Origin of the sequence: Desulfovibrio sp. 3_1_syn3, from assembly GCF_000145315.2 — a bacterium.
GTDB classification, from domain to species: domain Bacteria; phylum Desulfobacterota; class Desulfovibrionia; order Desulfovibrionales; family Desulfovibrionaceae; genus Desulfovibrio; species Desulfovibrio fairfieldensis.
This window is the reverse complement of record NZ_ADDR02000001.1, coordinates 2,059,304-2,082,519: the sequence shown is the minus strand read 5'-3', so window position 1 is coordinate 2,082,519 and position 23,216 is coordinate 2,059,304. Positions and strand designations below refer to the sequence as shown.

The window sequence follows — 23,216 nt, the reverse complement described above, 5'->3', positions numbered from 1 at the left end:
GCCCGGCAGTCCGGACGGAAATCAGCGCCGCCCGGTACCGGTCGCGTCGTCGTCCTGTCGCGGATTGCGCGCCGCATCCCGCTCCGACTTTCGAGCACTTTTTTCTTCCCGCCCCGCCTGCCCGCCGGACGCGGCATCAGGACCCGGAGCCGCGTCAACGGCATCGGTCCGGACCTCCTCGTCATCATTCTCATTCGGCTGGACCTGCCGGCCCGAAGCCGGGGTCAGCAGCTCTTCCTTGAGCAGGGGCGAAACCTTGATTACAGCCCTGGACAGACTGCCTTCCAGCCATTGCTCAAAGGCCGCGTTCTTTTTCTGCTCCAGCAGAATGTGCTCTATCAGCGGATAGGCGTCGGCCATGTCCAGGCTGTGGGCTTTCTGCCGTTCCACCAGCGCCACGGTCTGCCAGCTTCCGTTCTGGCGGCGGGCCGGGGCGCAGGCTCCCGGTTTGAGAACCGACGTATCTTTGTTCCAGGGCGGCGGCACTTCATCGCCACGGACTTCCAGGCATTGTACCAGCAGATCGGAACGCGGCGTTTTTCTACCCGCCGGGAAGGCCGCGCAAAAGACATCCAGAGCAGCGCGCTCTTCTCCGGAAATCAGACAGAGGTCAAGCGTTTCAGGCAGCTGAAAATCCGCCTGATGCTCCCGGTAATAGGCGCGCACTTCATCCAGACCCACACGGATGCCGGACAGCAGCACCCGCTTTTCAAACGTCAGCATGGCCAGATGATCGCGCATCAGGGCCTGCCAGTCCGCTTCGTCCAGGGATTCGTCGGCCAGAAACCTGGAAAGGTCGCCGGGCTCATAGTCTCCGCGCACCTGGGCCACAGCCAGATCCAAAGCCGCGTCGCCCACGGGAATCTGGCGGTGTTCCAGTTCCTGGCGCACCAGAGCATGGATGATCAGCGTGCCCAGGGCTTCGCCGTACCGGAGTTTCATATTTTCCAGGGAAGAACTCTGCAAAGTGCCCAGCGCGGCGGAACGGCTGTCCAGCAAAGACTGCACGGAACGCAAATGGACAGGTTCGCCGTTGACCGTGGCCACCACGCCCTCGGGCAGGCGGCTCTCCAGACAGGCCGCGAGCAGGAGGCAGCAGAAAAGCAGCGGGATGAACCGCACAGGCCGCAAGGCGCCCCTCACCGGGTCAACCCATGGCTTTCATCAATAAGCCCGTACAACTCGTCTTCAGGAAATTTACCGTCCAGCACAATGGTAAGCCAGTGTTTCTTATTCATATGATATGCGGGCAATGCAGCGCCCGGCTCACTGTTTAAAAGCACATCCAGAACGTGATCACACTTCAGATTGACGACCTCGACGTTACCCTTGCCCGCCAGGCTCAGCGTCGTCCTGGGCAGAGTCATGATCACGCCGTACCACTTGCCGCTTTCCGCATGACGCAGCACGGCATATTCCGGATACTGACGCCAGGGGTAGTCCGGTTCCGTCTGAAACTTCCTTTTGACATAGGCCAGTATTTCTTCACGACTTGCCATACCATACACCCCTTCACGCGACCACCTCAGGAAGCCGCCGAGCGGATTTCCTCCAAGGCCACGCGTACTTTTTGCAGACCTTCGCTGAAAGGCAAGTCAGCGGCCAGCGGCAAGGTCAGGCCCGCCGGGGGATGCAGGCGCGCGCCCGGCATTTTGGCCGCCAGTTCCACAATGCGCTCCGGTTGCACGGCGGTCTGACCTTCGGGCCAGAACATACGCAGATGGTCGCGATGCACGTCGGCCCGCTGCACCTGCAGCTCCGTAAGGAACTGCTTGAAGTCCAGCACGGCCAGAAAGTTGGTCAATTCCTCCGGGAAAGGACCGAAACGGTCGCGCATGGAAAGCGCGGCCTCTTCCCTGGCCGCGCCGCCCAAGGCCGAGGTCAGGGCCTTGTAGCAGCGCAGACGCTCTCGGCCGTCATCAATGTACGACGCGGGAATATGGGCAGGCAAGCCCAGAGTCAGTTCGGTTTCCACGGCCAGGGCAGAGGGCGTACCCTTGAGACGGCCCACGGCTTCTTCCAGCATTTCCAGATAGAGCTCCAGTCCCACCCGGCTCATATGCCCGGACTGCACCTCGCCCAGGATGTTGCCCGCCCCGCGCAGGCGCAGATCCTCCATGGCCACCTGAAAACCCGCGCCCAGATAGTCCATGTCCATGATGATGCGCAGGCGTTCCTCGGCCACGGCCGTCAGGCGCTCGGCATCGGGCACCACAAAGAAGGCATAGGCCTGCCGGTCGCTGCGGCCCACGCGGCCCCGCAACTGATAGAGCTGGCCCAGGCCGAACATCTGGGCCTGATCCACCACCAGGGTGTTGGCGCGCGGAAAATCCAGGCCGGACTCCACAATGGAGGTACAGACCAGCACGTCCAGCTCGCCATGCCAGAATTTGTGCATGGTGGTTTCCAGTTCGGTTTCGGACATCTGGCCGTGAGCCATGCCCACCCTGGCCTGAGGAGCGAGTTTGCGCACGTATTCCACCACGCGCTCCAAGCCCTGAACCCGGTTGTAAACCCAGAAAACCTGCCCTTCGCGCTCGATTTCGCGCTCAATGACCTTGCTCAGAACCGCGTCGTCGCGGCGCAGCACCGCCGTGGCTACCGGCTTGCGGTCTTGCGGCGCGGTTTCGATGATGGACAGCTCGCGGATGCCGGACATGGAAAGCTGCAAGGTGCGCGGAATGGGCGTGGCCGTAAGGGTCAGCACGTCCACATTTTTTTTCAGGGCTTTGAGCTTTTCCTTGTGGCGCACGCCGAAGCGCTGCTCTTCGTCCAGCACCAGCAGGGCCAGATTGGGCAGTTTCACGTCGCTGGAAAGAATGCGATGGGTGCCGATGAGAATGTCGATCTGCCCGGCGGCCGCGGCCTTGAGCACTTCCTTCTGCCGGAGCTTTGTCACAAAACGACTCAACAGCCCCACATTGACAGGGAAACCGGCCAGACGCGCCCGAAAGGTCTGGTAATGCTGCTCCGCCAGCACCGTGGTGGGACAGAGCAAAGCCACCTGCCGCCCCTCGGCGGCGGCGCGGAAGGCCGCGCGCAGGGCCACTTCGGTCTTGCCGAAGCCCACGTCGCCGCAGATCAGGCGATCCATGGGCTCGCCTCTGTCCATGTCGTCCAGCACATCTTGGATGGCCTTGGCCTGGTCCGGCGTTTCCTCAAAACCGAAGGTGGCCTCGAACTCGTGGTACAGCTCGCCCGGAGGATCGTAGCGGAAGCCCTTGGCAACCTTGCGGTAGGCATACATTTCCACCAGATCGGCCGCGATTTTTTCAATGGCCTTGCGGGCCTTTTCCTTGCCCGCGGCCCAGGCCGGGCCGCCCAGACGGTCCAGGGCCGGTTCCACGCCCTCGGTCCCCTTGAAGCGCTGGATCAGGCCCAGACGGTCGGCGGGCACATAGAGCTTATCCCGCCCGGAATATTCAATGAGCAGGAAATCGTTGGCCGCGCTGTTGAGGTCCAGGTGGTGCAGACCCGCAAAACGGCCGATGCCGTAATCGCGATGGACCAGCAGGTCGCCTTTCTTGAGGTCGTCGAAAGTGTCCAGGCCCTTGAAGGCCCGGGACGCGGCGCGCGGTGTTTTTTCCGCGCGGGGATAGATGATGTCCTCGCCCAGAACCAGACTGTTGTCCCAGACCAGCTCCACGCCGGAACGGAAGGGAGAAACCAGGGCGAACAGGCCGCGCCCTTCCGGTGCGTAGCGCAACGCCGGAATGATGCCGTCCTGCTCGGCCAGTTTCAGAAATTTGTTGCGCCCCCGCTCGGAGGAAAAGCTCAGAATAACCTGGCGGCGTTGGCTCTGCCATTCCTTGAGCCCGGCGGACAGATGCTGCCAGGGACGGTCCTGAGCGGCGGGCAGAGGGAAAAGGTCACTGAAGCCGTGCAGAGCGCGCTCCTGAAAGTCCGCCCCCCGCTCTTCCACGCCCATGACCAGGGGTTCGGCGAAGGCGCACTGGAAATTCCGCCAGGGCGCGGGCTGCGAATGCTTGCGCAGGGCCAGGGCCGCCGGTTGCTGCAAGGGCGCGTCCTCAGCCTCCAAAGCCTCCTTGAGCGCCAGCCGCCCGTCGCGCAGAGCTTCAGCGCTGTCCGCTTCGCCGGGGAGCAGCCAAAGGCTGTCGGCGGGCAGCCATTCTTCCAGCAGGCTGGGCGAATCGCACAACACGCCGGGCAGGATGCCCGCGCCGCCCCCGTCCAGGGTTTTCTTGAAGGAATAACACTCGTTTTCGTTGATCCGGCCTTCGCTGAACAGTTGATCGCAGCGCTTGCGGGCCGCCGCCAGGCCGTTCTTATCCAGAGCCAGCGGGCTCACAGGCAAGAGGGTTAATTCGTCGAGAGGCCGCAGGGAACGCTGGCTTTCGGCGTCAAAGAGGCGCATTTCCTCAATGGCGTCGCCGAAAAATTCCAGCCGGACGGGCTTGGCGTAACCGGGAGGGAAGATGTCCAGAATATCGCCGCGCCGGGCCATGTCGCCGGGGCGCGTCACCAGGGAAACGCGCTCATAGCCCCATTCCACAGCCTGATCCAGGATGAGTTCCGGCGAGTATTCGCCGCCGCGCGAGAGGCCCAGACTGCGCGAATCAAAAAAATGCAGGGGCATATAGCGCAGCAGTACGCTTTCCACGCCGACGACCACGCAGCGCGGCCCGCCCTGGGCCAGCGCGTACAGCGCGGCCATGCGGGCGGCCCAACTGTCCCTGTCCCGCCACTGGCTCATGGCGGGCAGGCTCAGGCAGGGACTTTCCCATACGGCCCGCCCGATAGGGATATCGCCCAGGGAAAGCTGAGGTAGAAAAAGCGTCAGCAGGGCGCGGGCCGCGTGGAATTCCTCACGGTTGCGGGCGAGCAGCACCGTGCCGCGCCCCTGGGCCAGAGCCTCGCAGGCCAGACGGCAACGGGTGGCCATGCCGCTGCGCTCCAGATAAAGTTGTCCGTCCCGGCTTGCAAGCAGTGCGCTGAAATTTTGCATGGGTCACGCCAAGGAAAGCGCTGAGTAATGAAGATTTTTGTTCTCTGCCAAGGGCATCGGCCGTTACCGCGTCATCGGCTTGCTTGAGCCGTTCACGGCAAAGCCGTGTTGCCTTAGCTGCAGCCGCAAGGCGGCGTACAGACAGGGGCAGTTCTGCTACGAACCAAGACAGCATCGCTACGGATAGTGACAGCTATTTCCTTGCCAGCGTTTTGCGTAACCAGATGCCGTCTTTATCCATAGGCTCGCAAGTTCGCCTGCGGCTACGGAGTGAGCCGGACGCGGGCAGAGGACAAAAAGACCATTAATCAGGGCTTCCCCAAGAATGAGGGCGGCCTTGCAGCCGCCCTCCATTTGAAATCATCGGGCCGAAGCCTAATGCGAACCGCAGCCGCCAGAGCAGCCGCCGCACCCGCCGCCGGTTTCCGGCAGCGGCACCGTGGGTTCCACAGTGAAGCCCGTCTGGCCCACATCAATTTTGACGCCTTGTATCCGGGCCAGCAGTTCCTTGTTGAGGCAAAAGGTAAAGCCGGCCTGTTCTTCGCTCTGATCCTCGTCTGTGGCGGCGTCCAGGGCCAGCATGAGCTGGGGGCCGCAGCAGCCGCCGGGGGCCAGATAAATCCTGATATCGCTTTTTTCCTTGTCCGCAAAATAGCTTTCAAGCTCTTTACGGGCGCTGTCGGTCAATTCGAGCATGCTTCCTCCATGTGGGGCGTGCCGTCAAAATGTTTTCGCGATGATGGGCGAAAAACGGATGCCTGGAGACCAAGGCGCTTTGACGGAACTCCACAGGAGGTGCGGCCTGAAATTAATGGCTGCCGCAGCCGCTGGAGCAGGAACCGCAGGCGCTGCCGCCGTCAGCGGCGGCCAGGGGCACCGTGGGTTCCACCGCAAAGCCCATATAGGTCAGGTCAATTTTGACCCCCTGCACCTGGGCCAGCAGGTCTTTGTTGATGCAGAAGGTAAAACCGCCTTGTTCCTCAGTCTGATCCTGATCATTTGACTCATCCAGAGCCAACGCGAGCCGCGGCCCGCCTCAGCCGCTGACTGAGTAGATCCGGATGTTTTCCTTTTTCTTATCCGCAAAGTACGCTTCGAGCTCTTTGCGGGCGGTATCCGTCAATTCGAGCATTATGTCCTCCATAGTTGTAATCTCAAAATATCTAAGGACAAGCGCGCGGCTTGTCAATTGGCGGAGGGGCTTTTCTTGGGCGGCGAAAACGTCTATCTTTGCCCACGCGGCGCTGACGCCGCCCGGAGGAGACATGAGTTCGACACTGCTGCTGGAAAAAAACGAGATGGCGCGCATTCTGGACCGCCTGGCCTCCCAGGTGCTGGAACGGCACGCCCGTTGCGAAAACGTGATGCTGGTGGGCATCCAGCGACGCGGCGCGGACCTGGCCCGCCGCCTGGGCGCCCTGATCGAAGCCCGGCTCGGCGCCCAGGTGCCGTTGGGCACGCTGGACATCAATCTGTACCGCGACGACTGGACCAGCCTTGAGGGCAAGCCGCACATCGGCCAGTCCAATATTCCCGGCAGCGTGGACGAACGCGTGATCCTGCTGGTGGACGACGTGCTCTTCAGCGGACGCACCGTCCGCGCGGCCCTGGAGGCCCTGCTGGACTACGGCCGCCCCAGGGCCGTGGAACTGCTCGTGCTCATTGACCGGGGCCACCGCGAATTGCCCATCCACGCCGACTATGTGGGCCGGGTGGTCAACACCAGCCGCCACGAGCATGTGGACGTGCTGCTGGAAGAACGCGACGGCGAGGACGCGGTCCGTCTCGGCGACAGTTAACCCCGTTTTGACGCTTCTTTTGCACTTCTTACGGAACGGCGTCCGCTGTTCCCACGCGCCCCGGCGCGCAAGCCTGTGAGGAAACGGCCATGTTCCTGCACCAGACCTGACGCAAAACACTGTGCTTCACGGCGTGGAGCGTATGCGGACGGCGGCGCGGGAAATTGCGTTTTCTCCTCACCCGGCAGGCCTGATTTTCCGAAATCCCCGTCCGCGTAGCCGGTCAGTATGGCTGACCGGCATTCGCAACGGGCGCGTGTGCGCCCATAACCTGGGGGGGTTTCATGAAATCGGGATTCAACATTCTTTCCACCACCACGGGCATTGCGGTCACGGGCCTGATTTTCGGCGCGCTGGCGATTCTGCTCCAGCATTCGGGCAATCCGGGCAATATGGGTATCTGCGTGGTCTGCTTCAACCGCGACATCGCGGGGGCGGTGGGCCTGCATCGGGCCGCCGTTGTCCAGTATCTGCGTCCGGAAATCCTGGGCATGGTTCTGGGGGCCTTCACGGCCGCGCTGGCTTTCGGCGAATACAAACCGCGCGGCGGCTCCTCGCCCATCCTCCGTTTTCTGCTGGGTGCCATCGCGGGCATCGGCGCTCTGGTCTTTCTGGGCTGCCCCTGGCGCGTGATCCTGCGCCTGGCGGGCGGCGACGCCCATGCTCTTTTCGGCCTGGCCGGGCTCATCGTGGGCGTGGGCATCGGCGTGCTCTTCTTCCGCAAGGGCTTTTCCCTGGGCCGCAGCCAGAACCAGGACAAAATTTCCGGCCTGGTCCTGCCCTGCATCATGCTCAGCCTAGTTGTCCTCTATCTCATGGACCCTCAAATTCCCGGCCAGCCGCAAAGCGGCGTACTTTTCTACTCCATCAAGGGACCCGGCTCCCAGCATGCGCCCTTCCTGCTTTCCTTGGGCGCGGGTTTGCTTGTGGGCTTTCTGGCCCAGCGCAGCCGTTTCTGCACCATGGGCGCGCTGCGCGATGTGATGCTGTTCAACCAATGGCATCTGGCCTTGGGCTTCCTGGCCATGCTGGTCGCAGCCCTGGTGCTCAACCTGAGCCTGGGCTCCTTTCACTGGGGCTTTGAAAACCAGCCCATCGCCCAACCCGACGACCTCTGGAACTTCCTGGGCATGGTCACCGCCGGGCTGGCTTTCGCCCTGGCCGGAGGGTGCCCCGGACGCCAGCTCTTCATGGCCGGTGAAGGGGACAACGATGCCGCCGTGTTCGCCGTGGGCCTGATCGTGGGCACGGCCATGGCCCACAATTTCGGCATGGCCTCCAGCGGCGCGGGCATCGGCCCGCACGGGGCCGCCGCCACGCTCAGCGGCCTGGCCATCTGCCTGTTCATCGGCTTTTATAACTGCAAGCGAGGTGCCTGATGTCCACTCTTATTGATACGCGCGGGCTTTCCTGCCCGCAGCCGGTTCTGCTTTTTCTGACCGCCGTCAAGGAAAACGCCGACGGCCCGTTCAGCGTGTTGGTAGACAACGACGCCAGCCGCGAGAACGTGAGCCGCGCGGCCCGCAATCATGGCTTCAGCGTGGAAACCCTGGATGAGGACCAGGGCGTGACCCGGCTGAACGTCGGCAAAGCCTGAGCTTCTTTTGCAGCATTTTGCATCTGAAATGTTACATCAAACGTGAATTGCTCTGGACCCGGCAGGGGGAGGCGTGCAATCCGCACCCTCCCCCGCCGGAACATTCCCCAAGCGAATCCAGCCCGAAGGAAACTATGACGCAGACACGAAATTCATGGTTCGCCCGGCTGTGCGGCGGCCTGCGGCGCGCCTGGCGCTCCGGGAAGTCCGGCGAAGGTGACGGTAATGCCGGGCATGGCCTCAACGACCGGGGCCTGCTGGTCTTCGCCCACACCGGCGAGGTGATCAGGGCCGAGCGTGCGCTGCGTGAGGCCGGTTTCACGGTGGAAGTCAAGGGACCGCCGCCCCGATTGCGTACCGGCTGCGACATGGTGGTGGTTTTTCCTCTGCTCAGCCAGGCGGCGGTGCTGAAGCGCCTCAAACTGGCCGACATTGAGCCCGAGCAGGTCGTCAGCGCCCATGACGTGCTGCTGGAGCCCGTATCCCTGTTCCAGACCAAGCGCCTGGGCCGTTGGCTCATGGTGCGCGCGGCCAATATGAAAATCACCATTGACACGGCGGACGAACGCATCGTCAATATTTCCGGCGGCGGCTGCCCGGACGTGCCCTGGCTGGCTCAAAACCTGTGCTGCTTGCGGCTTTCCGAAGCGCCGGAACCCCTGCGCCTGGGACAGACGCTCTGCTGCTACAGTTTGCAAAAGGCTTTTGAGGAATTATGGAGGCAACGCGCATGTGGCTGATCGTGGGCACTGTTCCTGATGCGGATTTCGCCCTGACCCCGGACGCCGTTACAGCACAAAGCCGGGTGGACGGCGACGCGCTGCTTCTGCCCGACGGACGCCGCGTGCCCGTGCGGCGCGGCACAGCGGCTCTGGCCGCCACGGCGCTGCTGGCCTGTGCATCCTGCGGTTTTCCCGCGCCGGGCCTGCTTTTGGCCGGGGATACCGGCTCGGGCACGGGCAGCCGGGCAGCCTACGCCTGGCTGGAGGAACATCTGCCGGAACTGGCCGCCGCGCCGGGCAGCCGGACAGACTGTCTGGCGGGCGGGCTGGCGGGTCTGACCTTCCACTATCTCTTCCCGGATCTGGATTGGCACAATCGCGTGCTCATGGCCCTCCAGGCCCTTGAACACAAACCACTGCTGGCGGCCGACGCGGGTTTCATGTACGTGGCCAAGATGAGCGGCTATGCCGACGCCTACGACCTTTTCACGCCGGATCCGGGAGAACTGGCCTTCCTTGCAGACGAAAAAGCGCCCCACCCTTTCTATACGCGGGGCTTTCTGCTGGCCGAAGAGGAGGATATCCCCGGTCTGCTGGCACGCGCGCGGCAACACGGCAATTGCCCGTCGAACCTTATTATCAAAGGGCAGGCCGATTATATCGTCTGTAATGGGGAAATCCGGGCTACGGTAACGGACCCGTCGGTAGCGGCCATGGAATGCATCGGCGGTACGGGCGATCTGGTTACGGGCCTGGTCACGGCTTTTCTGGCCGGGGGCCTGCCCCTCTGCCGGGCGGCGCTTTCCGCCGCGCGGGCCGCGCGTCTGCTGGCCCGGCACTGCGCGCCCACCCCGGCCACCCAGGTCGGGGAGCTGATCGCCCGCCTGCCCGAGGTGTTGCAAGCCGAACGCGAGGCCGTTTTCGCGCCGCTGAACGCAGAGTAGCCCGGCCCATTGCGGCCCGGAACGGGATTTGCTCCAAGGTCAAATCCCAGTAAGCCGCCTCTGAAACGCCTACTTCTTGCGACGCTGTCTGCGCCGCAGCGTCACCCGCCAGACCCAGGAAGCCAGCAGAGCCACGATAATGCCCAGAAAGGCCCGCAAGGTCCGCGAGGCGTTGAAGGGCCGTTCAAAGCCCCAGCTCGCCGCCCGGTCCCAGGCCGGGTGGTAGATGGCCCAGCCCAGAAAGAAGATCAGTCCCAGCGCGCCCAGAGCCCCGACCAGCCAGTAGAGGGGAATGGGCTCTTCCCAAAAAAAGGACGAGCGGTAAAAACGCCGCCGCGCCAGACAGACGGCCAGCAGCACCACGCTGACCATCAGGGCCACTTCCCAGGAAAAGCCCTTGAGCAGCGCACCCGCAATGCCCAGAATCAGAAACGTCACAACCAGCTTGAAGGCGCGGGCCTGCCGCCGCTCCAGTCCATAGGAGAGAAAAAGCAGAGCAGCGCCGGAAAAAGCACAGATGAAGTGCCCCACGGCCAGCGCACTTTTGGGCAGATACGTGGTGAGCAGGGCCACGCTGTGCGGCAGAGTGGGCAAGGTGGACGACACCAGCAGAATCAGACCACCCACAAAAGCCGTATAGGCCGCGATGGAGTGCGAGAGCACCGAAAGCCAGCGCCCGGCCTCGCGCAGCATGTGGCGGCGCTGGCGGGCCTCGTATACGGCCAGCAGCACCGCCGCGGCCAGGAGCGGTATAATATAGTAGATGAGCCGGAAGAGCAGCACGGCGGCAAAGACCATCTGCTCGTGGGACGTGTGGGTGAGATGCAGGATGACCAGTTCGAACACGCCCACGCCGCCGGGGATGTGGGTCAGCACCACGGCCACCTGGGCCATGAGATAGCTGGGCAGAAAATCAAGGAAGCTGACGCCCATGTCGCCGGGCAGCAGCACGTACATGCAGGCCGCGGCGGCAACGATGTCCACCCCGGCCACAATGAACTGGGCCACGGCGATGTGCGGCGCGGGAAAGACGAACTCCTTACCGAAAATATGTACCGGCTTGCGCACCGTGAAACAGAGCACCAGGTAAGAACAGGCGACCATAAACAGAATCACGCCCAGAATGCGCACATCCGCGATGGGCATGTGCCTCAACAACTCGTCGGGAATCACCGGCGGGGCGATCATGAAGATGATCCCGCACAGGCCCAGCGCGCCCACCCAGAAGGTCACGGCCAGCATGAGCACCAGACGCACGATGTCCGTCAGGGAAAAACCCCAGGCCGAATAGAAACGGTAGCGCACGCTGGTGCCGCCCAGCAGCGCGCCGAAATTATAGCTGACGGCCTGGCCCACAAAGGAAACCAGGGCCACGCGCGGCAGGGGCAGTTGCTTATGGATGGCTTTGAGCGCCAGCCAGTCATAGCCCACCAGGATCATATAATTGATGACCATGAGAACCAGAGAGAGGCCGATACGGCCATAGGAAATCTGCAGGATGCTCTCTCGGATCTGGGCGATGCTGTAGGCTTTGAGCTTATTGTACAGAAGATAGACCGCCAACAGAAAAATAGCGGTGATCAGAATGGGCCCCAGGTAACGCAGGTATTTTTTCATGGCATCCCGTGAGCTACGATAACGCGCCGGAGCGCGGTTCTTACATCCTTTTCAGCATATACGCCGCGCCCCCGGCGCGCAAGCCCGGAAGGCCACACCGGCCCATCATCCTTCATTGTTGTGAAAAAATCTTCCGGAGCTTGACCACAACGCGGGCAACGGTTATGGTGAGTCCGCAGTCACGCTGATGTCCCTCAATCGGTTTTAGCCGGTGAGGGTTTTTGCTGCGTCTGCCGCACTCCAAAAGTTTTTTTCAGCAAAAAAATCGCACAGGTGCTCCGCTGCCCGGCAGCGGAGGCTTTTTTTGTGCGCTGTGAGGTTGGACATGACAAGTATTCCCATTTCCGTGCAAGGCTATAAAAAACTGGAAGAAGAGCTGGCCCGCCTGAAGAGCGAGCGCCCGGCCATCATCCAGGCCATCAAAGAAGCCAGGGAAGAAGGCGACCTGCGCGAAAACGCGGGCTACGACGCCGCGCGCGAGCGCCAGGGCATGGCCGAGGCGCGCATCAAATATATTGAATCGCGTCTGGCGCTCTATCAGGTCGTTGACCTGGACAAACTCAGCGGCGACAAAGTCATCTTCGGCTCCACCGTGGAAGTGGAGGATGTGGACAGCGGCGAAAGCCGTAACTTTACCATCCTCGGCCCGGACGAGGCCGATCCAAGCAAGGGGTCCATCTCTTTTCTCTCGCCTGTGGGCCAGGCTTTGCTGGGCAAGGAAGAAGGCGACGAGGTTACGGTGGAAATCCCGCGCGGCCGCGTCACCTATGAAGTGGTGAGCATCGCCTTTAACGGCAGCAAGGTGCTGGGCTGAACAGCTGACGGCTCTCGAAGAACGGATCCGTTCCACAAACAAAAAGCGCTCATGGACCAGGACCGGCATGCCATATGCCGCAGCCTTGGTCCATGAGCGCTTTTTAGAGCGTTTTGATATTGAAAATATCTCAACGCTCTGTGCGGATTTTCCATGAAAATCCGCACCGCGAAATTATCGCAAGGCTAATTTACTTCGCCGTTAAGCGATAATTTCAGGCGCAAAACGCTCTGAAAGCCCGCCGGGACTTATGCCCCGTCCATATCCAGGACAATTTCACTTTGAAATTGCCCTGGCGGCTGCGTAAGCAGACGCCCGCGCCCGAAAGCAAGGAGCCTTTAGCCGTTCGCGAGCAAGGCGAGCGTTGCTTTAGCTGTAGGCGACGCAGGAGCCGTACAGATAAGGACAGCAGTGCTACGGATAAAGAGAGCAAGGATGGACCGCGTTCCCGCCGCAGAGTGAGGGCAGCGTCAACTTTCCAAGGTCCAGCCGTAGTCGGGCGCGGCGCGCAACTGCGGATTCCTCAGCCCGTGGCCGCGCACAATGTCGCCCCAGCGGCGGAGAAAGCATTCTTGTGCCTGAGGCGTCAGTGTTTCCTCTCCGACTCCCCCTGCCCCATTCTCCAACACCCACTGGCCCCAGGGCGAGATCAGGGTAAACAGGCCCTGCCCTTCCCGGCGCAGGCCGTAGTCCGCCCCGGCCAGCGCTCCTGACGCGGGGTCAAAGCCGCCGCTCTCCAGAAAATCCTTTCGCCGGACGGCCATGCAGCACCAGGAAGACGCCAATGCCCGCCGCGTCAACAGCAACTGTCCCCAGCAGAGCGAGGGCAGCAGCTCGGGCGCGGCTCCACGTTGCAAGGGAAACGGCAGGCCCGTCACATCGGGATAGAGCCCCGCGTGCCGAAGCCGCCCGCCTTTCCAGACACAGCCGCCCACCAGGGCCAGATCGGGCCGCAGCGCCAGTGCCGCCAGCTGTTCGGGGCGGCAATCCCCCACCGGCGTCAGACCGGCGTGCAGAAAAAGCAATACCTCTCCCGTGGCGGCCTGGGCGGCCGCCCGGCAGGCTATGGCCCAGTGCGGCCCGGCGAACGGCAGGACGCGCATGTCCTGACGCAGCCCGACACCGGTTTGTTTCGCGGGCTGCGCCGACGGATGCAGCGGCTGCCAGAGCGTTTCCAGGCGCAACTGCCGGGCCAGCCCGTGCAGGGATTTCGCCAGGCCCGGCGTCAGAGGCCCCGGCGCGTCGGCCAGCAGAATCACGCTGCAATGCAGTTCCGGCGGCACGGCCAAGGCCAGCTTGAAAAAATTGTTTTTGCCCGCGGGCATAACAGTGGCGGCAAGGCCCCGTCGTTGCGCGCTTTCGGCCAGAGCCCGGCGTGTGGCTTCCAGCACGTAGGGCTTGGCACCCACTCCGGCAGTGGTGCTGCCCGCATGAATCCGCCAGTGGTAAAGAATGCGCGGGATGTGGGCGATTTCCTCCGGCCTGAGTCTTTCGGTCACGCGCAGGCTCAGATCAAAATCCTGCGAGCCTTCAAAGCCGGGGCGCAGGCCGCCGACCTCGCGCAGTGTCTCGACGGCATAGGTCGAGAGATGGCCGGTGCGATGCAGGTCAAAGTCAAATGCCGCCTTGAACACCGGCGTGCGCCGCACGCCGTGGACGTCGATCTTGTCCTCATCGCTGTACAGAAAGCGCAGGCCGGGACGTTCCGCCGTGTGGCGGGCCACTTCCAGCAGGGCGTCCGGTGCCAGCAGATCGTCGTGGTCCAGAAAGGCCGCCCACGGCGTGCCCGCCAAAGCCAGGGCGCTGTTGCTCGCCCGCGAGATATGCCCGTTCCGTTCCCGGAGGACCAGCCTGATGCGTTTGTCCCGCGCGGCATAGGAACGCAGCAGTTCCGGCACTTCCGGTCTGGTGGAGGCGTCGTCGGCCAGGCAGAGCTGCCAGTGACCGTAGCTCTGGGCCAGTACGGAATCCAGGGCCGCGCGCAGAAACGCGGGTTCGGGATTCCAGACCGGCATGAGCACGGCGATTTCCGGCCAGGCGCGTTCCACGCGCAAATCTTGTACGCCTGGGCCTTCAGCCGGGGACGCATTCTCGCGCAGTTCCAGCCAGGCGTCATACACGGAAGGCGCGTTATCCAGAGAACAGGCGTAAAGCCCCGCCCCGGCCAGGGCCCGCAGGCCCGGTCTGAGCAGGCCGTGATGAAAACGCCGGGCCCGGGTCCGCCAGGCGCGGGCCTCATCCCTGAACCGTGACAGATTTTCACGCTCGCCGAAGGCCTCCAGCCGGGCCGCCAGGGCTGTATACCAGGCAAAAACGCGCGGCAGGCTGGACGGCAGTTCACGGCAGAGGCACACAGCCGGGGCGCGTTTCTCCGGCGGCAGAAGGCGCAGCAGATGCAGGAGCGCGGCGGGTTCCGGCGCATGCCGCCAACGCAGCCAGGCCGCGTCAGAGGAACCTTCCGCCGCTTCCAGGGGCAGACCGCGAGGACCTTCCGCCAGCCAGGGCGTAAGGCCGTATTCCAGGCCGTCAGCCTGAACCTGGCAATGGTAGTCCGGTTGCAGCAGGCCCGGCTCCAGGCGACCGCGTTGCAGCAGGCTGTTCCACAAACCACAGGTTTTCCAGGAGTCGAAAGCGTCGCGCAGTACGGCCCTGGACGCGGGTTCCGTGGAAAAGCCGCCGCGCGCGTCCCGCAGGCGCAGGCAGAGATCCGGACCGGCCAGACCTTCCAAGGCCGGCCTGAACCCGCCCACAGCCAGAAAATCCTCTCGCCGCACAAGCAGAGCAGCGTCATGGGCCAGTTGAAAAACGCGCCGCCGCGCGGCCAGAGGATGGGCGGCCGGCAGGCCTTCATATAAATAGTGCAACCGCCCCTGGCTGTCGGCCACGCTGCCCAGATGGCGAACCCGGCGCGGGCCGTTATTCTCCGGGCCGCCCTCCGGCGCAAGCAGCAGGGGATTGAGCCCGGCCAGGCCGGAATCCGCCGCCAGCCTCTCCAGCAGGGGAGCCAGAGAGCCGGGTTCCAGGAGCACATCCGAGGAAAGAAAAAACAAAAAAGGACTGCCTGCCGCGCCCGCAGCCGCGTTGACGGCCATGCGCCAGTCTTCTCCCGGCGTCGGCGACAGGCAATCAAAGCCGGTCAGGGCTCCCCGGCGCAACAAGCTTTTTCCCATGGCCCGCACCGGACTTTCCAAGCCCGCCGGGCAACAGCAGAACACCGCCGTTTCTCCGGCCCCGGCCTGAACCAGACCCTCCAGACAGGCAACGGGCGGCTCCTCTCCCCGGCAGATCAGGATTACCGTCAGGGTGGCCGAACCGGACGGCTGTGTGGGCAAAACGGCGCTCATGCGGGCATGGTACGGCAGGGGCGGACGCAATGCAACGCGCGGCCCGGCAAGGAGGGCGCCGCGCCCCCTCGCTCTTGGGGCTTGGCAGAGCCCGGCAAGGTCTGCTAGGTTTGCACGTTCTCTAAAGCAGATTACGCTTGAGATTTCCGCTTAACGACGGGCAAAGCCCGCCTGTGGAAATCTCGCGGGCCTTGTTTCACAAGGCTGAGCATTCTAACAGTACAGAGTAATTTCATTGTGAAAATGCTCTAACGTCGCACAAGACCGCCCGGTGCCGCGAAAGGTGCTCGGGCCCCACAAAGGCTTGATATATGACCGTATTTTTGCCGCGCCTGCTTTACCTTCTGGCTGCGCTGGCTTGGTATCTGCTGCTCTGGCCCAACCCCATCACCATCTTCATGGCCGCCTGTTTTTCCTGCCTGACCCTGCCCTTTTACCGGCGCCTCCGGCAGAGGGCCAGTGCTTGGCGCGTCCGCCTGGAGCGCCGCGAGCCTGACTCGCGCGGACGGCGTTTTCTTATCAGGTTTTCGCACCACATGCCGCTCTGCAGCTATATCGCGGCCATTTTCTCCGGCCTGTTCGTGCCCATCGCCATCCTGGCCCTGCTGGTGTCGCCGCAGGCCGTCGCCGGGCTGGCGCGGCTGCGCGAACTCCAGGCCAACAATTTTCAGCTGCCGCCCCAGTGGGTGGAGCATATCCAGCACTGGCGGCTGAGCCTGACCGAATATCCAAGCATCGAAAAGGCGGTCAACGACTTCCTGCACAATCTGGACACGCTTTTCGGCGACGCCGTGACCATGCTGGTCAGCCGGAGCTTCGGCTTTCTGGGCGGCACCATGACCGCGTTCTGGACCACCTTTCTCTTTCTGACGCTCACGGTGCTGTTCACGGTCTATTCCCGGCGCATCCGCAAAGTCACCTGCCGGATATTCCATCTGCCGCAGGCTCTGCTGCGGCGCTTCATCAGCGCCATTCACCGCGCCCTGCGGGGCATTATGCTGGGCATCGTGCTGGTAGCCCTGGCCCAGGGCTTTCTCTGCGGCATCGGCTTTGCCGTGGCCGGTTTCAACCAGCCCGCTTTCTGGGGCATGCTGGCTACCCTGGTGGCCCCCATCCCCGTGGTGGGCACGGCTCTGGTCTGGCTGCCGCTCTGCCTTTCCCTCTGGTTCACCGGCAAAACCATGGCCGCCGTGGGCCTGGCTCTCTGGGGCATGTTGGCCGTGGCGGGCGTGGACAACGTGCTGCGGCCCCTGTTTCTGCGCCAGGGCATCAAGGCCCCTTTCTTTGTCCTGATCCTCGCCATCCTCTGCGGCCTGGCAAGTTTCGGGCCGGTGGGACTCATTGCCGGGCCCGTCCTGCTGGCTTTTGCCATGCAGGCGGTGGAAGAAGCCAACTATTTTTACAGGACCCATGAGTAATTCCCGCAGCACAGCGCTTCAGCAGCAAACGAAGCGGCTCCAGCGAGGGCCGTGCGACGCCCTTTCCGGCCGCCCGCGCAGGGCGCTGTTTTGCCTGCTGCTCTGTCTGGGCCTCTCCCTGTCCCTTTGCATCCCGGCACGGGCCGCGCTGCCCGTGCGCTCGGCCATTCTGGTCAATCTGAACACGGGCCGCGTGCTGTATGAGCAAAGCGCTGACACGGCCATTCCGCCCGCCTCGCTGACCAAGCTCATGAGCATGTTTCTGACCCTGGACGCGGTCAAGGCAGGCCGTATTTCCCTCAACCGGAAGGTGAAGGTCAGCCGCCAGGCCGCCGCCACGGGCGGCTCGTCCATGCATCTGCGCGCCGGTGAACGCGTGCCCTTGGTGCGCCTGCTTACCGGCATGGCCGTGGCCTCGGGCAATGACGCGGCCATGACCGTGGCCCAGCACGTCCACGGCAACAGCCGGACTTTCGTGCGCCAGATGAACCGCAAGGCCCGCGCCCTGGGCATGCGCCGCACGTTGTTCAAGAATCCCACCGGCCTGCCCGCCGCAGGGCAGAAAACCACGGCCCGCGACATGATGACGCTGAGCCGCGCCTACCTCAAGGCGCACCCCGACGCCATGCGTTTTCACGGCACACGTTTCTTCCTGCACAGGGGCCGCACCATGCGCAATACCAACGCCCTGCTGGGCAGCGTGGCCGGTGTCAACGGCCTGAAAACCGGCTGGACCGTGGCCTCGGGCTACAACATCGTGATCACGGCCCAGCGCGGCAAGACCCGCCTGCTGGCCGTGGTGCTGGGCGGCAACAGCAAGGACAGGCGCGACATCTCGGCCCGGCGTTTGATTGAAGCCGGTTTCCGACATCCCTCCTCTCCCAAACAGGTGCAGCGCGCCCTAGGACGGCGGCGCTGAACCTCCGGGAGGGGGGGCGAGAGACAAGCCCCGCCGCGAGCCCGCCTTGACCTCATGCCTGCGGCGGCTTATGCTATAACAGTAGACTGGCTTTACAGCCCAACATCCAACGGAGGCTTGCCGCATGTTCGGCATTGGCATGCAGGAATTATTACTTATTCTGGTAGTTGTGCTGCTCATTTTCGGAGCCAACAAACTGCCGGAAATAGGTGGCGGGCTTGGCCGGGCCATCCGCAACTTCCGCCGCGCATCGTCTGAACCCGATGAAATCGACATCACCCCCAAGGACAAAAAAGACCAGTCCTCTTCCGGTGATGACTCCCACAAAGCCTGAGCCCCTTACGACTGATAAAGGATTCCGCCATGAAAGCTGAACAATTATCCGTTTTTCTGGAAAATCGGGCCGGTCGTCTGGCTGAAGTCACCCACACTCTGGCCGAGGCGGGCATCAACATCCGCGCCCTTTCCTTGGCGGACACCTCTGACTTCGGCATTTTGCGCATGATCGTCTGCGATCATGAAAAGGCCAAAACCGTGCTCAAGGAAAAAGGCTTTACTCTGGGCCGCACCAGCGTGGTGGCCGTGGAGGTGGCCGATACGCCGGGCGGCCTTGACGCCGTATTGCAGCTTGTTTCGCGTAACGGCATCAATGTGGAGTACATGTACGCCTTTGTGCAGCGTGACCAGGAAAGCGCGGTGATGATCTTCCGCTTCGACAAGGTGGATCACGCTGTGGACGTGCTCAGGGACAACGGCTTTACCATCATTCCGGCGGACCAGCTCTGCGAGTATTAGCAACCGCCGTTTCAGGAATTCCCGAAAATGCCTCCTGAACAGGAGGCATTTTTCATTATGGAGAAACCGGAGTTACTTGCGTAGGTCCAGGACTGAGCGCAAAAGGTAATTCTTGCCCGCCACCGGCAGGATGTCGCGGCTCAATCCTTCCAGTGCCGCGGCTTTGACGGCTTTTCCGTTTTCAGTTTCACCAAGTTGCAACAGGTAATCAGCGAGCTTGGCCGCCCAGCGGTAATCCCGGCCCGCCAGGGCATTTTGCGCGGCCCGGAGAAGCTGCCCACTCCCACCGGCCAGAGCCGCCATGCGCTCAGCTTCTTCCAACGGCGTCAACGGAACCAACGTAGTGGGATTGCCGTCAAACCAGCCCAGTTTGTGGGCGTAAATGGAACGGACAGCCCAGGGAACAGCGCCGTAAAACTCCCCCAGATACGCCTGATCCCGCAAATGTCCGGGCAGGCGCAGGCTTGCGGCCAGTTCGTCGGGAGTCTTGCCCTGATTCATGCCCTTAAGGGTCTCGGCGTACACATATTCAATGGCCTCCGCATATCCGGACAGCATGGGAAGGATTTCATCCGGGGCCGGGACGGCATTGTGGCCGAACATCATTGCCTTGGGCCTGAAGTCCATTAGGCGGCGCACAGCTTTGGCCCACTGCTCCACATCCCGGTAAACGCCGCCGCGTACCGGATAGATATTGGGGAAGCTGCGGTAGACGTGATCGCCGGAAAAAAGCACCTGCCGTTCAGGCAGCCAGACAACGAGATGGTCCGTGCTTTCGCCGGGAATCCTGTGGAGTTCGAGGTTGACCCCGTCAATGCGCACGGGCATGCGGTCTTCCGTCACAAAAATATTGGGCGACAACAGCGGCCCGGACTTTCCTCCGGCAAACCTCGGGAGCATAAAGTTGACCGGATAGTCGGCGTCAGGGATGCCCGCGCCGAACTGCCTGGCCGCGCGTTCGGCGCTGACCCGCTCAAGCCCCCTGCCCGCTCTTTGCTCGGCCCCGAAGTCCGCGTGGCCCCAAACGGGGACATCCCGCCGCCCTTCAAGGAAAATCTCGGCTCCGCCCCGATGATCCGGATGGCTGTGTGTAAGAATGACGGCCTGAACCCCGCCGGGAATCAGATTTTTGATTTCCCGCAACGCCTCGGCCGCGCCGTTCAAATCGTCACCGGCGTCAATGAGAATATAGCCGTGCTCAGAGGCGATGACGCCGAAATTGGAGGAACTGTAGCCCACAAAGGCGTATACGCCGGGGGCCAGTTCGTTGCGCATGCGCTCCGGCGCCATGTGACGGTGTTGCGGAGGATACGTAAAACCGGGATACCCCTCGCCATCAGGCAGAGGTGGAGCATACGACATTTCGGCGCTCCGCTCCCGCCGGGGCTTGAACATCGTCTCGAGGGTAAAACCCTCAGGCAGGCTTACGGTGCCGCTTGCGGAACAGCAGCGTATGGGGATACCGGAATTTTTCAGTATGCCTATGTCATTTTTGATGGCATCAACGGAAACGGAACAGTGTTCTGAAAGTTCTCTGAGCGTGCCGCATCTGCCATGCAGCAGCAGAAGTATAATTTCAAGAAGACGCCTTACTTGCATTTTTCTGTCTCCTGATGCGTTTTGCGCCGGAGAGAATGTGCGGGAAAATTCGCACGGAACAGGGCGGCTTTTTTCATAGGCAACGTACCTGAACTGCGGATGGTATCCCAGGAACGGAACGGATGCAATTTCCCTCATCGACAAAGGACGGGAAGAACACAGCGGATTTTTTGACCGGCGCGCCGGGAGCGCAATACGCCGACCGTTACGGAGCGTCCATTGAGGCTCGCTGAAGCGAAAACGGGGACAGGCGTTAACCTGTTAAAATAAAATAATTTTTAAATTTTACAGGAAAAAAATTAAAAAAAAATCGCTCCAGCCCCTTTTCAAGCCGCCAGACTGTCTTATCTGTATGCCCGTGCGGGGCGGTGCAACGGCACAACGCCCGTTGCGGCCCATTACGCGCAATATTTCCGGCGCGTCCGCTGGTTCGGCCGCCGCCCGTGCCCGTAAGGGCAATAAAAAACTTTTCCGGGAGGATTTGACGTCATGAAGCTGAAACCCCTCAACGACCGTGTGCTGGTCAAGCGCCTTGAATCTGAAGAAAAGACCGCCGGCGGTCTGTACATCCCCGACACGGCCAAGGAAAAGCCCTCCAAGGGCCAGGTTGTGGCCGTGGGCCCCGGCAAGATCGCGGAAAACGGTTCCCGCGTCGCCATGGCTGTGAAGAAGGGCGATGAAGTGCTCTTCAACAAGTATGCCGGTACGGAAATCAAGCTGGACGGCGTCGACCACCTTGTGATGCGCGAAGAAGACATTCTCGCCATCATCGACTAATCCCGATCTCTGCCGAATCACCATCCAGGAGGAACTCTGAAAATGTGCGCTAAAGAAATCTTTTTTGACGTTAAAGCTCGTGAAAAACTCGCCCGCGGCGTGGACAAGCTTGCCAATGCCGTTAAAGTCACTCTCGGCCCCAAAGGCCGCAATGTCGCTCTTGAAAAGTCCTTCGGCGCGCCCGTCATCACCAAAGACGGCGTGACCGTGGCTAAAGAAATCGAACTGGACGACAAGTTTGAAAACATGGGCGCCCAGCTCGTGAAGGAAGTGGCCTCCAAGACTTCCGACGCCGCCGGCGACGGCACCACCACCGCCACCATTCTGGCCCAGTCCGTATACCATGAAGGCATCAAGCTGGTGGCCGCCGGTCGTAATCCCATGGCTATCAAGCGCGGCATCGACAAGGGCGTGGAAGCCCTGATCACCGAGCTCGCCAATCTGGCCAAGCCCACCCGCGACCAGAAGGAAATTGCCCAGATCGGCACCATTTCCGCCAACTCCGACGCCACCATCGGCAACATCATTGCCGAAGCCATGTCCAAGGTGGGCAAGGAAGGCGTCATCACCGTTGAGGAAGCCAAGGGCCTGGAAACCACCATGGATGTGGTGGAAGGCATGCGTTTCGACCGCGGCTACCTCTCCCCCTATTTCGTGACCAACGCCGAAAAGATGATCTGCGAGATGGACAATCCCTACATCCTCTGCACGGAAAAGAAGATCTCCAGCATGAAAGACATGCTGCCCGTGCTTGAGCAGGTGGCGAAAGTCAACCGTCCGCTGATGCTCATCGCCGAAGACGTGGAAGGCGAAGCCCTGGCCACCCTGGTGGTCAACAAGTTGCGCGGCGCCCTTCAGGTTGTGGCCGTGAAAGCTCCCGGCTTCGGCGACCGCCGCAAGGCCATGCTTCAGGACATCGCCGTCCTCACCGGCGGCCAGGTGGCTTCCGACGACACCGGCACCAAGCTGGAAAACATGACCCTGGCCGACCTGGGCACCGCCAAGCGCGTGGTTGTTGACAAAGACAACACCACCATCGTGGACGGCGCCGGCAAGAGCGAGGACATCAAGGCCCGCGTGAAGCAGATTCGCGCCCAGATCGAAGACAGCACCTCCGACTACGACCGCGAAAAGCTGCAGGAACGCCTGGCCAAGCTGGTGGGCGGCGTGGCCGTGGTGCATGTGGGCGCCGCCACTGAAGTGGAAATGAAAGAAAAGAAAGACCGCGTGGAAGACGCCCTCAACGCCACCCGCGCCGCCGTGGAAGAAGGCATCGTGCCTGGCGGCGGCACCGCGCTGATCCGCGTGTCCAAGGTCCTCAACGACATCAAACCCGCTGACGACGACGAACTGGCCGGTGTGAACATCATCCGCCGCGCCATTGAGGAACCCCTGCGCCAGATCGCCCACAACGCGGGCTTCGAAGGTTCCATCGTGGTGGAAAAGGTCCGCGCCGGCAAAGACGGCTTCGGCTTCAACGCGGCCACCGGCGAATACGAAGACCTGATCAAGGCTGGCGTCATCGACCCGAAGAAGGTGACCCGCACAGCCCTGCAGAACGCCGCTTCCGTGGCTTCCCTGCTGCTGACCACCGAATGCGCCATCGCTGAAAAGCCCGAGCCCAAGAAGGACGCCCCGGCCATGCCCGGCGGCATGGGCGGCATGGGCGGCATGGACGGCATGTACTAAGCCGTTCCCCGCTACGGGCTTTGCCCGCATTGCTTTGAGACAACAGCTCCCGCCTCACGGCGGGAGCTGTTTTTTTATGGTCCGCGCCCTCCCCGTAACAGGGTCATTCTGTTCTCCGTCCGTTGTTTTATTCTGCCTTCCGGGCATTCTGGTTTTCGCTTCGTTGCCGTTTGGGCCGCCTATCTTGTTGCTGTTTTCATCCGTAAAGCGGCCCAA

20 protein-coding genes are annotated in these 23,216 nt (G+C 62.3%); 12 read left to right on the top strand and 8 right to left on the bottom strand.

Features of this window, described 5'->3' with window-relative positions; genetic code table 11:
• Window positions 1-21: 21 nt before the first annotated feature.
• The 5 genes from HMPREF0326_RS08715 to HMPREF0326_RS08695 form a co-directional block, all read right to left on the bottom strand.
• Entirely contained in the window at window positions 22-1,122 is a 1,101-nt protein-coding gene (locus HMPREF0326_RS08715; protein ID WP_232224926.1) for a SurA N-terminal domain-containing protein, read from the bottom strand.
• Window positions 1,123-1,139: 17 nt separating this feature from the next.
• The gene (locus HMPREF0326_RS08710; protein ID WP_020990450.1) at window positions 1,140-1,499 is read right to left on the bottom strand and encodes an MmcQ/YjbR family DNA-binding protein; all 360 of its coding nucleotides are present in this window, start codon (window positions 1,497-1,499) and stop codon (window positions 1,140-1,142) included.
• A gap of 26 nt (window positions 1,500-1,525) precedes the next feature.
• Complete coding sequence (mfd, locus tag HMPREF0326_RS08705; protein WP_008684516.1) at window positions 1,526-4,966, bottom strand: transcription-repair coupling factor; 3,441 nt, start codon at window positions 4,964-4,966, stop codon at window positions 1,526-1,528.
• A 375-nt stretch (window positions 4,967-5,341) separates the two neighbouring features.
• Window positions 5,342-5,662, bottom strand: coding sequence for an IscA/HesB family protein (locus HMPREF0326_RS08700; RefSeq protein WP_008684518.1), 321 nt, complete (start codon window positions 5,660-5,662; stop codon window positions 5,342-5,344).
• Window positions 5,663-5,774: 112 nt separating this feature from the next.
• The gene (locus tag HMPREF0326_RS08695; protein ID WP_083823196.1) at window positions 5,775-6,098 is read right to left on the bottom strand and encodes an IscA/HesB family protein; all 324 of its coding nucleotides are present in this window, start codon (window positions 6,096-6,098) and stop codon (window positions 5,775-5,777) included.
• Between the two features lie 133 nt (window positions 6,099-6,231).
• Between HMPREF0326_RS08695 and pyrR the strand changes: the two genes are divergently transcribed.
• The 5 genes from pyrR (at window position 6,232) to HMPREF0326_RS08670 (ending at window position 10,028) form a co-directional block, all read left to right on the top strand.
• Window positions 6,232-6,765, top strand: a complete 534-nt coding sequence (pyrR, locus tag HMPREF0326_RS08690) for a bifunctional pyr operon transcriptional regulator/uracil phosphoribosyltransferase PyrR (protein WP_008684520.1) — start codon at window positions 6,232-6,234, stop codon at window positions 6,763-6,765.
• Window positions 6,766-7,049: 284 nt separating this feature from the next.
• Entirely contained in the window at window positions 7,050-8,144 is a 1,095-nt protein-coding gene (gene yedE, locus HMPREF0326_RS08685; RefSeq protein WP_008684522.1) for a YedE family putative selenium transporter, read from the top strand.
• Window positions 8,144-8,362: a sulfurtransferase TusA family protein gene (locus tag HMPREF0326_RS08680; protein WP_008684524.1), complete on the top strand. Its 219-nt coding sequence runs from the start codon at window positions 8,144-8,146 to the stop codon at window positions 8,360-8,362. The genes yedE and HMPREF0326_RS08680 overlap by 1 nt, the downstream gene beginning before the upstream one ends.
• Window positions 8,363-8,496: 134 nt before the next feature.
• Complete coding sequence (locus HMPREF0326_RS08675; RefSeq protein WP_008684527.1) at window positions 8,497-9,102, top strand: DUF3343 domain-containing protein; 606 nt, start codon at window positions 8,497-8,499, stop codon at window positions 9,100-9,102.
• Window positions 9,093-10,028, top strand: coding sequence for an NAD(P)H-hydrate dehydratase (locus tag HMPREF0326_RS08670; protein ID WP_009301390.1), 936 nt, complete (start codon window positions 9,093-9,095; stop codon window positions 10,026-10,028). Before HMPREF0326_RS08675 ends, HMPREF0326_RS08670 begins: the two co-directional genes overlap by 10 nt.
• 69 nt (window positions 10,029-10,097) lie before the next feature.
• Here HMPREF0326_RS08670 and HMPREF0326_RS08665 read toward each other — a convergent pair whose 3' ends face one another.
• Window positions 10,098-11,645: a lysylphosphatidylglycerol synthase domain-containing protein gene (locus tag HMPREF0326_RS08665; protein WP_008684531.1), complete on the bottom strand. Its 1,548-nt coding sequence runs from the start codon at window positions 11,643-11,645 to the stop codon at window positions 10,098-10,100.
• Between the two features lie 325 nt (window positions 11,646-11,970).
• On the opposite strand from HMPREF0326_RS08665, the gene greA reads away from it, so the two are divergent.
• Window positions 11,971-12,459, top strand: coding sequence for a transcription elongation factor GreA (greA, locus tag HMPREF0326_RS08660; protein WP_008684532.1), 489 nt, complete (start codon window positions 11,971-11,973; stop codon window positions 12,457-12,459).
• Between the two features lie 470 nt (window positions 12,460-12,929).
• On the opposite strand, the gene HMPREF0326_RS08655 is transcribed toward greA, so the two are convergent.
• The gene (locus tag HMPREF0326_RS08655; protein WP_232224925.1) at window positions 12,930-15,791 is read right to left on the bottom strand and encodes a glycosyltransferase; all 2,862 of its coding nucleotides are present in this window, start codon (window positions 15,789-15,791) and stop codon (window positions 12,930-12,932) included.
• Between the two features lie 323 nt (window positions 15,792-16,114).
• Between HMPREF0326_RS08655 and HMPREF0326_RS08650 the strand changes: the two genes are divergently transcribed.
• From HMPREF0326_RS08650 to HMPREF0326_RS08635, 4 genes are all read left to right on the top strand, one after another.
• Window positions 16,115-17,221 (top strand): AI-2E family transporter, encoded by a 1,107-nt coding sequence (locus tag HMPREF0326_RS08650; RefSeq protein ID WP_008684535.1) that lies wholly within the window; start codon window positions 16,115-16,117, stop codon window positions 17,219-17,221.
• On the top strand, window positions 17,214-18,140 hold the full coding sequence (locus tag HMPREF0326_RS08645) for a D-alanyl-D-alanine carboxypeptidase family protein (protein ID WP_009301387.1): 927 nt from the start codon (window positions 17,214-17,216) through the stop codon (window positions 18,138-18,140). Before HMPREF0326_RS08650 ends, HMPREF0326_RS08645 begins: the two co-directional genes overlap by 8 nt.
• A 124-nt stretch (window positions 18,141-18,264) precedes the next feature.
• Window positions 18,265-18,474: a twin-arginine translocase TatA/TatE family subunit gene (locus HMPREF0326_RS08640; protein ID WP_008684539.1), complete on the top strand. Its 210-nt coding sequence runs from the start codon at window positions 18,265-18,267 to the stop codon at window positions 18,472-18,474.
• Window positions 18,475-18,503: 29 nt separating this feature from the next.
• Window positions 18,504-18,935 carry an ACT domain-containing protein gene (locus HMPREF0326_RS08635; RefSeq protein WP_008684540.1) on the top strand — a complete coding sequence of 144 codons (432 nt, stop codon included), beginning with the start codon at window positions 18,504-18,506 and terminating at the stop codon, window positions 18,933-18,935.
• A 72-nt stretch (window positions 18,936-19,007) separates the two neighbouring features.
• Here HMPREF0326_RS08635 and HMPREF0326_RS08630 read toward each other — a convergent pair whose 3' ends face one another.
• The gene (locus HMPREF0326_RS08630; RefSeq protein ID WP_232224941.1) at window positions 19,008-20,210 is read right to left on the bottom strand and encodes an alkyl/aryl-sulfatase; all 1,203 of its coding nucleotides are present in this window, start codon (window positions 20,208-20,210) and stop codon (window positions 19,008-19,010) included.
• 813 nt (window positions 20,211-21,023) lie between these two features.
• Between HMPREF0326_RS08630 and groES the strand changes: the two genes are divergently transcribed.
• Both groES and groL read left to right on the top strand, forming a co-directional pair.
• Window positions 21,024-21,311, top strand: coding sequence for a co-chaperone GroES (gene groES, locus HMPREF0326_RS08625; protein ID WP_008684542.1), 288 nt, complete (start codon window positions 21,024-21,026; stop codon window positions 21,309-21,311).
• 42 nt (window positions 21,312-21,353) lie between these two features.
• Complete coding sequence (gene groL / locus HMPREF0326_RS08620) at window positions 21,354-23,000, top strand: chaperonin GroEL (RefSeq protein ID WP_008684543.1); 1,647 nt, start codon at window positions 21,354-21,356, stop codon at window positions 22,998-23,000.
• Window positions 23,001-23,216: the final 216 nt, after the last annotated feature.

What these genes read in the sequence shown, in the direction of transcription:
- HMPREF0326_RS08710 (WP_020990450.1), bottom strand. Translation starts at nt 1,499, where the DNA reads ATGGCAAGTCGTGAAGAAATACTGGCCTATGTCAAAAGGAAGTTTCAG.
- mfd (WP_008684516.1), bottom strand. Translation starts at nt 4,966, where the DNA reads ATGCAAAATTTCAGCGCACTGCTTGCAAGCCGGGACGGACAACTTTAT.
- HMPREF0326_RS08700 (WP_008684518.1), bottom strand. Translation starts at nt 5,662, where the DNA reads ATGCTCGAATTGACCGACAGCGCCCGTAAAGAGCTTGAAAGCTATTTT.
- pyrR (WP_008684520.1), top strand. Translation starts at nt 6,232, where the DNA reads ATGAGTTCGACACTGCTGCTGGAAAAAAACGAGATGGCGCGCATTCTG.
- yedE (WP_008684522.1), top strand. Translation starts at nt 7,050, where the DNA reads ATGAAATCGGGATTCAACATTCTTTCCACCACCACGGGCATTGCGGTC.
- HMPREF0326_RS08680 (WP_008684524.1), top strand. Translation starts at nt 8,144, where the DNA reads ATGTCCACTCTTATTGATACGCGCGGGCTTTCCTGCCCGCAGCCGGTT.
- HMPREF0326_RS08675 (WP_008684527.1), top strand. Translation starts at nt 8,497, where the DNA reads ATGACGCAGACACGAAATTCATGGTTCGCCCGGCTGTGCGGCGGCCTG.
- HMPREF0326_RS08670 (WP_009301390.1), top strand. Translation starts at nt 9,093, where the DNA reads ATGTGGCTGATCGTGGGCACTGTTCCTGATGCGGATTTCGCCCTGACC.
- HMPREF0326_RS08665 (WP_008684531.1), bottom strand. Translation starts at nt 11,645, where the DNA reads ATGAAAAAATACCTGCGTTACCTGGGGCCCATTCTGATCACCGCTATT.
- greA (WP_008684532.1), top strand. Translation starts at nt 11,971, where the DNA reads ATGACAAGTATTCCCATTTCCGTGCAAGGCTATAAAAAACTGGAAGAA.
- HMPREF0326_RS08650 (WP_008684535.1), top strand. Translation starts at nt 16,115, where the DNA reads ATGACCGTATTTTTGCCGCGCCTGCTTTACCTTCTGGCTGCGCTGGCT.
- HMPREF0326_RS08645 (WP_009301387.1), top strand. Translation starts at nt 17,214, where the DNA reads ATGAGTAATTCCCGCAGCACAGCGCTTCAGCAGCAAACGAAGCGGCTC.
- HMPREF0326_RS08640 (WP_008684539.1), top strand. Translation starts at nt 18,265, where the DNA reads ATGTTCGGCATTGGCATGCAGGAATTATTACTTATTCTGGTAGTTGTG.
- HMPREF0326_RS08635 (WP_008684540.1), top strand. Translation starts at nt 18,504, where the DNA reads ATGAAAGCTGAACAATTATCCGTTTTTCTGGAAAATCGGGCCGGTCGT.
- HMPREF0326_RS08630 (WP_232224941.1), bottom strand. Translation starts at nt 20,210, where the DNA reads ATGCGCAACGAACTGGCCCCCGGCGTATACGCCTTTGTGGGCTACAGT.
- groES (WP_008684542.1), top strand. Translation starts at nt 21,024, where the DNA reads ATGAAGCTGAAACCCCTCAACGACCGTGTGCTGGTCAAGCGCCTTGAA.
- groL (WP_008684543.1), top strand. Translation starts at nt 21,354, where the DNA reads ATGTGCGCTAAAGAAATCTTTTTTGACGTTAAAGCTCGTGAAAAACTC.